Here is a 10,590-nt window from a genome sequence, read left to right on the forward strand (position 1 = left end):
TATTTTGATGATAATTTTATTCTGTTCTCAAAGCTTCAATTGGTCTTATTTTAATAGCACTTTGTGCAGGTATGAAACCGGCTAATAATCCGGAAAATATTAAAATGACCAGTGCAATGACCACCACACCTAAACTTACACTTGGGTTCACAAACATATCTACCGGACCTACGGAATCAAGAACCGCATTAACGCCATATATAAATGCAGCACCGAAAACGATACCGATCATACCAGATATGATCGTTAGGAAAATAGACTCCATTAAAATTTGTTTTTTAATAGACCAAGGAGCTTCGCCTAGAGCCCTACGTATTCCAATTTCTTTGGTTCGTTCTTTAATTACAATGAGCATAATATTACTTACCCCGATAATTCCGGATAATAGAACCAATACCCCTACAAAATAAGCTACCCAGCGTAATGCGCCGAACAAACTTTCTACTCGATTAAATTGTTCATACAAGTCAAAATACCCGACGGCACGTTTATCATCTGGGTGAATTTTTCTTTTTTCTTTGACCACACCTACTATCTTCTCCTTTAAATTAGATATGGAACTACCATCTAGAGCAGTTATCGCCATCCACCCGACATCGTTACCCATATTAAAAGCTTGTGAGAATGCAGTAAACGGAACATAGATTTCTTTTTGACCTTCTTCACCACCGCCATCATCTTTCTTTTGATAGGTACCTACTACCATAAAATTAATTCCTTGAATTTTGATATAGGTTCCTAATACTTTTTCTCCTTGGTCATAAAGCTCATTTCGTACACCAACACCTATTACAGCAATTTTTCTTTTATCTTGAATGTCATTATGATTTACAAACCTACCAGAAGTAATGGTCATGGGTTCTTGCCGTATTATTTCTGGATAATCTCCGTAAACGTTGAAAGCACCTGTTTTCAATCCACGAACCACATTATTACCACCACCGAAACCACCTAATTGATTTCGGGGAGAAATAAATCTTAAATTGGGAATATTGTCTTTTATAGCCTGTACATCTTCAATTTTAAAACTAAAACGTCTTCCTTTTGGCAGTCCTTTATATGACATTGTCGTATTACGTGACCACATGAACATGGTATTAGTGGCGATGTCTCCGAAATCGGCACGAATACCATTTTCCAAACCTTTACCTGCAGCAAGTAATATAATTAGAATAAAAATACCCCAGCCCACACCAAAAGAAGTAGCCAATGTTCTAAATACATTGCTAGATAATACTTCTAAGATTTCTTTCCAACGGTCTCCATTGAACATGGTTCTATCTTATTTAGTTATACTTATTTATTTTTTTACTACTCGTCTCTTAATGCTTCTATAACATGAATTTTAGCCGCTCGCCATGCAGGGAAAAATCCCGCTACAGCTCCTGCAAAAATCAAAACAAATACAGTGGTTAAGGCAACATTGAAATTCACTGAGGGGTTTAACACATAATCTACCTCTACATGCGGTCCAACAATTTCCAACAGCCCCATGCTTAAAATGAGTCCTGTAAAACCTGCAATTGCAGTAATAAAGATTGCTTCGTGCAAAATCATCCCAACAATTGACCATGGCTTGGCTCCGAGTGCTTTTCGAATACCAATTTCCCTGGTGCGTTCTTTAACTACAATCAACATGATATTACTAACACCAACAATACCTGCGATGATGGTACACACCCCAACAAACCAAAAGAAAAATTTGATACCGCCCATTAGTGCATAAAATCGCTTAGCCTCTTCCATAGGGTTATATACTTGAATTGCGCTTGTATCTTCTGGAGCAACAGTATGTGCTTTTTGTAAATACGATTTTAATTCGTTCTTAAATTTGATAGATTGAGCAACGGCAGTTTCGAAATCTTCTACAGGAGGCAATGTATAGGAAAGATTATTTAAATGATCAGCACCATTAAAAACCTGTTGCGCAGTACTGACAGGAATATAAATACGGTCTTCTTCTCGTTCGCCACCAATATCACCGTATACCCCAACAATTTTAAAAGGGATACCAGATAGGTCTAAAAATTCCCCCACAGGACTCTCTAGCGCATGAAACACTTCTCGATTAATCTTATTACTGATGATGGCAACTTTAGCCTTAGAATCAACATCTTGTTGATTAAGGAATCTCCCTAAGGTCATAAACTCATTTTCGATAAATTGAAATTGATCAGAAACACCCTGTACATTATAAGCTAAAGACTCGCTACCGTAGTTTACGAATACCCCTCTAACAAATAACCTTGGAGATTTATTCTCAATTTGATCCTCAAACAAAGCACCGGCCATGTCGTAATTCTCATTACGAAATTGAATAGGTCTACCAGGGTTCATACCTTTATAGCCAATAGTGGTAACTCCTGGCCAGACCCAAACACTAGTAGCAGCATCTTGCTCAAATTCTTTGGCTATACCATTTTGCATGCCTTGACCAAAACCCAATAAAATAACTAGAATGAAAATTCCGGAAGCAACAGAAAGTCCTGTGAGAAAAGTGCGTAACTTATTCTTGCGAATAGTATCGAAAATTTCTTGCCAACGTTCTAAGTCGAACATAAGATTGATTGATTAGTTTGATTGATTGATGAGTGCAATACAAGTATCACACAATCATAAGACTAACCAAATGGAAGAATGTTACACTATTTGTGTAAAAAAACTATAAAAAAAATTTAAGGCCTCATCTTTTTGTAGATAAAATAGAAAAGACCAGCTACCAAAACATACGGAACAGCCATCAAATAAACGATACCATTATTAATGCCTTCAGCTGTTTTACCAGAAGATTCACTTTCTAAAACCGCTCTACACATTGCACATTGCGCCTCAGCATCTATCGGAATCAATAGAAATAGAAATAAAACTACTACCAATAATAACATTTGTTTAGTATGCATAGTAAGGAGATATCATTAAATAAACTACAACACCGGTAACGGCAACATATAACCAAACAGGAAATGTATATTTCGCCAATGCCCGGTGATCTTCAAACTTCTTTAGATATGCCTTTGCATAAGTTCTAAGCACTAAAGGAATTAATGCAATAGAAAGTAAGATATGAGTTATTAAAATAAAATAATAGACATATTTAATAGCACCCTCTCCACCATAACTAGTAGAGTCTGATGTCATGTGATAGGCTATATACATAATCAGAAATAGCAAAGACAATGCAATATTGGTTGTCATTAAATTCTGATGTAATTTTTGATTGCCATTTTTAATAGCCCAGACAGCTATCAATAGCAATACAGCTGTTAATCCATTTATAGCAGCATAGATTGGCGGCAAAAATGAAAGCGGTTCAACATTAGGCAATTTAACCCCAAAAAGAATGGCTACCACTATTGGTATAATAATAGAAACAACCGCAATTAATCTATTAAACTTTTTCTCGTCTTTTACACTCCCTTGCATACTAATATCTTATTCGTCTAACAATTTCTGAATATCAATTTTCAGAATCCCTATTTCTTCTGTTTCACCGTGATCATTGACGCCATCCTTTTCTAAAATTTGTCCTCTATAATATACAATAGGATTACCAAACTCATCTTTTCTTGAACGTAAATAACCATCTTTATCTACTAGTGCGAAAAAACCTGAATGTTCAAAGCCACCAGGAACATCTGGCATTTCTGCTGCAAAAATATTGAAACCTGCATTTGCCAATTCATATATACCATCATGATCACCGGTCATTAAATTCCAGTTGTTATCTTGAATCTCATATTTCTCTTTATAACTTCTTAGCACCTGTGGTGTATCAAACTCTGGTGTAATACTAAAAGATGCAATTGCAAAGTCATCAGCATCTTTAAAATGCTTTTGTACACCAACTAAGTTAGTTGTCATTACGGGGCAGATACTTGGGCATCTGGTAAAAAAGAAATCTACTACATATACTTTACCTAAATAGTCTTTGTCAGAAACAACCACACTATCTTGGTTTATAAATTCAAAAGCAGGCACTTTTCTTCGTTTCCCATCTAACAATATATAGCCAAGCTTATCGCTATTCTCTTTTGCAGAAACATTTAGACGATCGTTCTCAACTACAGATCCAGAAGACAATCTTTCTACTATTCTTGGCACTACAATAATGCCAAAAATTAGAACAATTAGCGAAACCCAAACGTATGTATACTTCTTATTCATTATTTAGATTGATCAGTATTATTCTTTTTTAATGCAAGCCTGTATTCTGCTAGTACAATTTTTACATCATCGATCATTTTATTATTCAAATCTGAAACTGAGTTAGAATTGAAACCATATTTTGTACCATCATCTTCGTCAGCTGACCTACCTCTTAATGTCAAGTCTTTATCTATAATAAAAACATAAGAGGTACTGTTTTTAGCATCTAATACGATGTCAGTTTTTAAACTATTAAAAAGGTCTTGAATTTGAATATCATTAGCAGACACGAAATTCCACTTATCATTATCTGCTAGTGTAGCCAGCTCCGTTTTAAGCGCTTCGACTTCACCTTCCGCGTCATGAGCAACAACCATAACAAATTGGATGTCTTTAAACTCGTAGAAGCGTTTATATATCTTTTGATTTATATTGAATGCATTACCCTTTCTACCTTCAACATCAGAACCTAAGAAACCTAAAATGGTAATTTTACCTTTAAATTTAGCTTCATCAGAAAAATCTATTTCATGAACATTTTTTGTTAGCTGCGCTAGCTTACCAAAATTAGTTACCCCAGAGGCAAAGAATAAATATGCCACAATTGGCAGCACAAATAAGACAACAAGAACAAAGGTCTTTTTCATAAATCAGGAAGACTAGTTATTGAAACCATTTAATTAGTTACAATAGATATAATCAATAAATTACAAACTATACAAAAATAAAAAAGACGGTAATAAAACCGTCTTTTAATACTGTTAATTATAACTTAGAAGTTCCAACTTACAAAGCCATCTTTATATACATTATAAATATAATCGGCTTCTACTAGTAGGATAAATGTCAAATAAATAACCAAAAATATTGGTGTCCAAACAATAGCTCTTCTTAGTGAAGACTTCTCGTCACGTAAGTGCATAAAATCCCAAGCAATATAATACGCTTTAACTAAGGTTAATATAATGAAGATCCAGTTGATCAATTTCATACCCAATACATAAGTATCAGTTAATGATGCCGGTTTAATAATCCCTAAGACTACTTCTACCGCAGTTATAAGCGTTAGAAAAGCTAATACTCCCCAGATTTTCTGTGTGTTAGATTTGAACTTTACAAGTCCTCTAAAAATTTCTAATTTATGTCCGTCTGCCATTTTACTTTAATCTAAAATTCTATTTTCAGTAATGCTGTTTTTTGTTAATTGGATTATACTAAGTAGAAGAAGGTAAATACGAATACCCAAACTAAATCTACAAAGTGCCAGTACAACCCGACTTTCTCAACCATTTCATAATGACCTCTTCGCTCATAAGTACCAATAACAACATTAAAGAAAATAATAATATTAATTACTACACCTGAGAATACGTGGAAACCGTGAAAACCTGTAATAAAGAAAAAGAAGTCAGCAAAAAGTCTACTTCCATATTCATTATGAATCAAGTTAGCACCTTCAACAACTTGTGTTGCTTCTGCCAATTTTGCTAATGAGGCTTTTCTATCTAAAAGTGTTTTCTCACCTTCTTCATTGATTTGCTCAGTTCTAATCAAAATATTAGAATCAGCTTTAAACCCTTCAACCACCTCTGCTAGTGAAACACTAGTTAAAGACGGCTCTTGAAAAAACCAAATTCCGTTTTTTCTTTCGTGAATAATTCTATCATCTGGTATAGAAGCTGCAAAATCTGCTAACGAAGCTCTCTCACCTGTATCAGCCTTTACGAATTGTAATATTCTACCACCTTTAGTTTCTAATGCACCATGGTCACCTTTAATAAAAGTCCCCCATTCCCAAGCTTGAGAACCAACGAAGATTATACCTCCAATAACTGTAGCGAACATATACCATATAACTGCATTCTGTTTCATTTTATGACCAGCATCAACTGCTAAAACCATAGTTACAGATGACATGATCAAAACAAAAGTCATAAGTGCAACATAAATCATGGGATAATTTCCATGAAAGAAAGGAACGTGTGTAAACACTTCGTCCGCTATTGGCCATGTTTCAATAAATTTAAATCTTGAAAAGCCGTATGCTGCTAGAAATCCAGAGAAAGTTAATGCATCCGATACAAGGAAAAACCACATCATCATTTTTCCATAGCTTGCTCCTAAAGGCTGGTTGCCACCACCCCATACGCTTGTTTCCGTTCCCGTAGTCACCGTAGAATTCATATACTAATTATCGTTTTAATAAAACTTTAGCAAATTTACATTTTTTTGAACTATTTAAAAACGCAATTTGACTCAAAACTAACTTTGATACACTTTTTATTTCACAAAGAACATAAATAACACCAAATAGACCCATAATAAATCTAAAAAATGCCAAAATGTTGCCCCTAAGGTAACACCTAAATAGTTCTCTTTACTATATTTTCCTTTGTTTTGATTGTACAATACCACCAATAAGGATATCATACCTGCCACAACATGCACCACATGCACCATTGCAATCAAAAAGACATAAGATACTTTTATACTACTTGTAGGTCCTGTAAAGTAGTACCCTTCGGATACTAATTGAGAAAAACCCGAGAATTGGAGAAAAATAAAAAGTACTCCTAAACCTAACGTTGCCAATAGCCATTTAGTACCGCTTGCATTTTTACCTTCTCTAATTGCTTTCTTCGCCATCATATAGCTAAGACTACTAATAATGATAACTATAGTACTATATAGAAAAGAATTTGGTAGCGTAATGTCGCTGGACCAATCTTCTCGTGAACTACTTACAATATAAGCACTTGTCCACCCCGCAAAACCCATTAATAGGCTGATAATACCAAACCAAAGCATCATCTTTTTTGCCCTTGCATTTTTCTCTGCCGCCGTACCTTGTGTTAAATCCATAATTAAGCTAAAAATTTATCTATTACGTAAACTATTTGCATCAGTGTAATATAACTGACACTTGCCAACATTAATTTTCTCGCCGAAACATTATCTCGCTTTCTATACAATTGAAAAGCAAAACCTAACATCACAGCACCCATCAAAAAGATTAGTACTGCAGCAACTACTGATAATTGTAGTCTACCAGTAATACCAAAAACGGGAATTATTGAAACTGCCATCATCCAAATGGTATACATTATTATTTGCAATACAGTTGCTGCATCTTTCTTACCTGTCGGTAACATTTTAAATCCACCAGCGGTATAATCTTCATCCAACATCCAACCTAATGCCCAAAAATGAGGAAATTGCCAGAAAAATTGAATCATAAATAAGGTACCAGGCTCTATACCAAAATCATCAGTAGCAGCCACCCAACCCAACATAAACGGTATTGCTCCAGGTATTGCCCCAACAAATACCGCAAGCGGAGTAATTGTTTTTAGAGGGGTATAAACACTAGTATATAGAAATATAGAAATTGCCCCAAACATTGCTGTTTTAGGATTTAAAAGATATAAAGACAAAATACCAAGTAATGTCAAAACAATTGCAACAATCATTGCTGTATTAACGGTCATACGACCAGCAGGTATAGGTCTATTTTTAGTACGCTTCATTAACGCATCTAAATCTTTTTCTATAACTTGATTATACGCATTACTAGCACCAACCATGCAATACCCACCAAAGGCAAGAAGCAAAACTTGAAACCATTGTATTTCATAAGCACCTAAAAAATAACCTGCTAATGAAGAAAAAACGACACTAATAGCCAATCTAGCTTTGGTAATCTCCTTAAAATCGGCAAAAATCAATGCGAATGCACCTCCCTTTTCCGAACCAACAGCCGTTTTCATATTTTTTAAATAGGTCTGCAAAGATAACCCCCCTACTATATTTCTGCAACCTTAAACCTTTATTTCTAGTATATTTGAAAGCTAATGAGTTAACACTTTAACACTTAAAAATGAAACATTTAAACTTACTTATTGTACTTTTTCTAATTCACTCTATTTGCTGGAGCCAAGAGAAAGAAGTCACCATCACAATTGACACGTTAACTAGTGAAGTGTATATGCTTACTGGACAAGGAGGAAATATTGGTCTATACGTCAATGCTACCAATTCTTTTATGATAGACGATCAATTTGCACGATTGAGTCCGAAGATTAAACTGGCTATATCTAGCATTACGGATAAACCATTAAAGTATTTAATAAATACGCACATGCATGGCGATCACACTGGTGGTAATGCGGAGTTCAATTCTGAATCGACCATATTAATCGCTCAAAATAATGTCAGAAAGAGTCTAGAGAAAAAGCTAGAAGAGAAACCTGAATTAGGTAAAGAAATTTTACCCGAAATTACTTTTTCAGAAGAATTACAGTTATTTGAGAACGATGAAACCATAATGGCTTTTCATGTACACAACGCCCATACCGATAGCGACGCAATGATTTATTTTATGAAAAACAATGTACTACATATGGGTGATACGTATTTTTCTGAGCGTTATCCATATATGGACTTAAAAAATGGTGGTAGTGTTGAAGGTTATATATCCGCTATAGCAAAAGCGATAATGGTCATTGATGACAAAACTATAATTATACCTGGTCACGGTAGACCTTCTAACAAACAAAAACTTATTGCTTACCTTGATATGTTAGAAACTATTAAAGAGAATATTCTTAAAGCTATAGCATCTGGTGACACTCTAGAACAGGTAGAAAAAGATTCATCTATATCATCTAAATACGATAATGACTTTGGAACTGGATTCATAAGTCCTGAGCGAATGAGAACTATTTTCTATACCAGTTTAAAAAAATAGATTGCTTATGAAAATTAAACCTAAAAAAAATCCCGAGCAAATTGCTCGGGATTTTTTTTATATGATTAAAACAGTAAATAAATACTATTGTAATTTAAAGTTAATTGGAATACTAAAAGGAACACGTACTGCTCTACCTCTTTGCTTACCAGGAGTCATTTTAGGTAATTTACCGATAATTCTAGCAGCTTCTTTTTCTAAATTCTTATCTGGTCCACGCATTCTAACGTTACCAATACTACCATCTTTTTGAATTACGAACATTACACTTACTCTACCTTGAACACCCATTTCTTGGGCAATTTCTGGATAACGGAAGTTTTTACCAATGTGTTTCTGAATCATTTTGTTGAAACAAGCTCTTTTATCGCTCTCGTTCTCACAACCTGGAAAAACAGGTACATCTTCAATAACTGCGAAAGGTACATCTACGTCTTCTTCAATTTCGTCAACCGCGATATCTTCAACCTCAACGATTTCTTCTTCTTGACTGGTTTCAGTAGACTCGATTACAGTTTCTTCAACCTCCTCTTCATCTTCTACAACCTCAATAATTTCAGGTGCAGCTGGTGGTGGTGGAGGTGGTGGAGTTTTGATTTGTTCTGTCATTGGAACCTCTTCATCTAAAAGATCATCCACATTCATAGAAATATCATAATCATTTACCTCATCATACGTTTTCCATTCAAATGCTACAAAAGTAAATAGCATTACTACGAACAAACCGATAACGAAATAAAGACTGCTGTTCTTTGTTAAATCCGCTTTTGGATTCTTTTTAGGTTCCATATATATTCAATTTAGTGATTGCTAATTTAACTAATTAATCCATAAAAATGCAACTAAAATTTTCATTTTAACGAGGGCACCCGAAAAATTATAAATCTAACAGCCAACATTCCAACAATCGCTCCGGTAGAATTTGCTATTGCATCTAATGGATCACCATGTCTATCAGCGGTAGCTACATGCTGTAATACTTCAATAATTATGCCGTACAGCACAGCGAATAAAACAATGTACCACAATAACTTAGACTTACCTATGCCCTGTTCTTTGCTTTTAGGTATTGCTAAGTAACCCAGCACTACCATTACATAGTAGAATGTGAAATGCACAGCCTTATCCATATGCGGAATATTAAATCTTGAGGTACCAATTCCTGAAAAAGAAAATAAGCTGGAAAATGTTACAAACATCATCCAGCTTATGAAAAGTACTTTATAAATAGTGTTTTTAACCACCTATTATCTCTTTATATGCAGCATCACTTAACAAATCTTCCAATTCGCTAGCGTCGCTAAATTTAATTTTCACCATCCAACCATCACCATAAGGATCAGAATTTACTTTTTCTGGCTCGTCTTCTAGTGCTTCGTTGAATTCAACAATTTCACCAGATAATGGAGAGAATAAGTCAGAAACAGTTTTTACTGCTTCAACCGTACCAAAAATAGCTTCACGATCTAATGTTTCATCTAGAGTATCTACTTCTACATAAACAATATCACCTAATTCACCTTGTGCAAAATCTGTAATACCTACAATGGCAACATCACCTTCTATCTTAACCCACTCGTGATCTTTTGTATATTTTAATTCAGCTGGTATATTCATTATAATCTTTTATTATTTTTTTACTTCGGCAAATGTAAAGTTTTCAACTTAGGTTATCAAAATAATTACAAATGTTATGA

The 10,590-nt window shown here is 34.5% G+C and carries 14 protein-coding genes; 1 reads left to right on the top strand and 13 read right to left on the bottom strand.

Annotated elements, in window-relative coordinates; translation table 11 throughout:
• Nucleotides 1-16 precede the first annotated feature (16 nt).
• The 10 genes from Q0871_RS09120 to cyoE form a co-directional block, all read right to left on the bottom strand.
• Nucleotides 17-1,273 (bottom strand): ABC transporter permease, encoded by a 1,257-nt coding sequence (locus tag Q0871_RS09120; protein ID WP_299321206.1) that lies wholly within the window; start codon nt 1,271-1,273, stop codon nt 17-19.
• 38 nt (nt 1,274-1,311) lie between these two features.
• The gene (locus Q0871_RS09125) at nt 1,312-2,559 is read right to left on the bottom strand and encodes an ABC transporter permease (RefSeq protein WP_299321207.1); all 1,248 of its coding nucleotides are present in this window, start codon (nt 2,557-2,559) and stop codon (nt 1,312-1,314) included.
• Nucleotides 2,560-2,675: 116 nt separating this feature from the next.
• A complete protein-coding gene (locus Q0871_RS09130) occupies nt 2,676-2,900 on the bottom strand; it encodes a hypothetical protein (RefSeq protein WP_299321208.1) in 225 nt (74 codons plus the stop codon).
• Nucleotides 2,890-3,423 (bottom strand): DUF420 domain-containing protein, encoded by a 534-nt coding sequence (locus Q0871_RS09135; RefSeq protein WP_299321209.1) that lies wholly within the window; start codon nt 3,421-3,423, stop codon nt 2,890-2,892. Before Q0871_RS09135 ends, Q0871_RS09130 begins: the two co-directional genes overlap by 11 nt.
• A gap of 9 nt (nt 3,424-3,432) precedes the next feature.
• On the bottom strand, nt 3,433-4,164 hold the full coding sequence (locus tag Q0871_RS09140) for an SCO family protein (RefSeq protein ID WP_299321210.1): 732 nt from the start codon (nt 4,162-4,164) through the stop codon (nt 3,433-3,435).
• Nucleotides 4,164-4,793 carry a hypothetical protein gene (locus Q0871_RS09145; protein ID WP_299321211.1) on the bottom strand — a complete coding sequence of 210 codons (630 nt, stop codon included), beginning with the start codon at nt 4,791-4,793 and terminating at the stop codon, nt 4,164-4,166. Before Q0871_RS09145 ends, Q0871_RS09140 begins: the two co-directional genes overlap by 1 nt.
• 125 nt (nt 4,794-4,918) lie before the next feature.
• A complete protein-coding gene (locus Q0871_RS09150; RefSeq protein WP_299321212.1) occupies nt 4,919-5,302 on the bottom strand; it encodes a cytochrome C oxidase subunit IV family protein in 384 nt (127 codons plus the stop codon).
• 53 nt (nt 5,303-5,355) lie between these two features.
• Nucleotides 5,356-6,330, bottom strand: a complete 975-nt coding sequence (locus Q0871_RS09155) for a cytochrome c oxidase subunit 3 (RefSeq protein ID WP_299321213.1) — start codon at nt 6,328-6,330, stop codon at nt 5,356-5,358.
• A 96-nt stretch (nt 6,331-6,426) separates the two neighbouring features.
• The gene (locus Q0871_RS09160; RefSeq protein WP_299321214.1) at nt 6,427-7,008 is read right to left on the bottom strand and encodes a cytochrome c oxidase subunit 3; all 582 of its coding nucleotides are present in this window, start codon (nt 7,006-7,008) and stop codon (nt 6,427-6,429) included.
• Nucleotides 7,009-7,010: 2 nt separating this feature from the next.
• Entirely contained in the window at nt 7,011-7,913 is a 903-nt protein-coding gene (cyoE, locus tag Q0871_RS09165; protein WP_299321215.1) for a heme o synthase, read from the bottom strand.
• A gap of 110 nt (nt 7,914-8,023) precedes the next feature.
• Here cyoE and Q0871_RS09170 point away from each other — a divergent pair, with 110 nt between their 5' ends.
• Entirely contained in the window at nt 8,024-8,893 is an 870-nt protein-coding gene (locus Q0871_RS09170; protein ID WP_299321216.1) for an MBL fold metallo-hydrolase, read from the top strand.
• An 84-nt stretch (nt 8,894-8,977) separates the two neighbouring features.
• Here Q0871_RS09170 and Q0871_RS09175 read toward each other — a convergent pair whose 3' ends face one another.
• The 3 genes from Q0871_RS09175 to gcvH all read right to left on the bottom strand — a co-directional run bounded on the left by Q0871_RS09175 (nt 8,978) and on the right by gcvH (nt 10,510).
• Nucleotides 8,978-9,682 (bottom strand): energy transducer TonB, encoded by a 705-nt coding sequence (locus Q0871_RS09175; protein WP_299321217.1) that lies wholly within the window; start codon nt 9,680-9,682, stop codon nt 8,978-8,980.
• Nucleotides 9,683-9,744: 62 nt separating this feature from the next.
• Nucleotides 9,745-10,095 (bottom strand): VanZ family protein, encoded by a 351-nt coding sequence (locus tag Q0871_RS09180; protein ID WP_367275137.1) that lies wholly within the window; start codon nt 10,093-10,095, stop codon nt 9,745-9,747.
• A 34-nt stretch (nt 10,096-10,129) separates the two neighbouring features.
• Entirely contained in the window at nt 10,130-10,510 is a 381-nt protein-coding gene (gene gcvH / locus Q0871_RS09185) for a glycine cleavage system protein GcvH (protein WP_276491973.1), read from the bottom strand.
• Nucleotides 10,511-10,590 lie beyond the last annotated feature (80 nt).

It is taken from the genome of uncultured Maribacter sp., from assembly GCF_947500985.1.
Lineage (GTDB): Bacteria > Bacteroidota > Bacteroidia > Flavobacteriales > Flavobacteriaceae > Maribacter.

Bases quoted from the DNA above. Each gene is read 5' to 3' on its own strand.
- Q0871_RS09120 (WP_299321206.1), bottom strand. From the start codon at position 1,273: ATGTTCAATGGAGACCGTTGGAAAGAAATCTTAGAAGTATTATCTAGC.
- Q0871_RS09175 (WP_299321217.1), bottom strand. From the start codon at position 9,682: ATGGAACCTAAAAAGAATCCAAAAGCGGATTTAACAAAGAACAGCAGT.
- Q0871_RS09145 (WP_299321211.1), bottom strand. From the start codon at position 4,793: ATGAAAAAGACCTTTGTTCTTGTTGTCTTATTTGTGCTGCCAATTGTG.
- Q0871_RS09160 (WP_299321214.1), bottom strand. From the start codon at position 7,008: ATGGATTTAACACAAGGTACGGCGGCAGAGAAAAATGCAAGGGCAAAA.
- Q0871_RS09155 (WP_299321213.1), bottom strand. From the start codon at position 6,330: ATGAATTCTACGGTGACTACGGGAACGGAAACAAGCGTATGGGGTGGT.
- Q0871_RS09130 (WP_299321208.1), bottom strand. From the start codon at position 2,900: ATGCATACTAAACAAATGTTATTATTGGTAGTAGTTTTATTTCTATTT.
- Q0871_RS09125 (WP_299321207.1), bottom strand. From the start codon at position 2,559: ATGTTCGACTTAGAACGTTGGCAAGAAATTTTCGATACTATTCGCAAG.
- Q0871_RS09135 (WP_299321209.1), bottom strand. From the start codon at position 3,423: ATGCAAGGGAGTGTAAAAGACGAGAAAAAGTTTAATAGATTAATTGCG.
- Q0871_RS09140 (WP_299321210.1), bottom strand. From the start codon at position 4,164: ATGAATAAGAAGTATACATACGTTTGGGTTTCGCTAATTGTTCTAATT.
- Q0871_RS09180 (WP_367275137.1), bottom strand. From the start codon at position 10,095: ATGATGTTTGTAACATTTTCCAGCTTATTTTCTTTTTCAGGAATTGGT.
- Q0871_RS09150 (WP_299321212.1), bottom strand. From the start codon at position 5,302: ATGGCAGACGGACATAAATTAGAAATTTTTAGAGGACTTGTAAAGTTC.
- cyoE (WP_299321215.1), bottom strand. From the start codon at position 7,913: ATGAAAACGGCTGTTGGTTCGGAAAAGGGAGGTGCATTCGCATTGATT.
- gcvH (WP_276491973.1), bottom strand. From the start codon at position 10,510: ATGAATATACCAGCTGAATTAAAATATACAAAAGATCACGAGTGGGTT.
- Q0871_RS09170 (WP_299321216.1), top strand. From the start codon at position 8,024: ATGAAACATTTAAACTTACTTATTGTACTTTTTCTAATTCACTCTATT.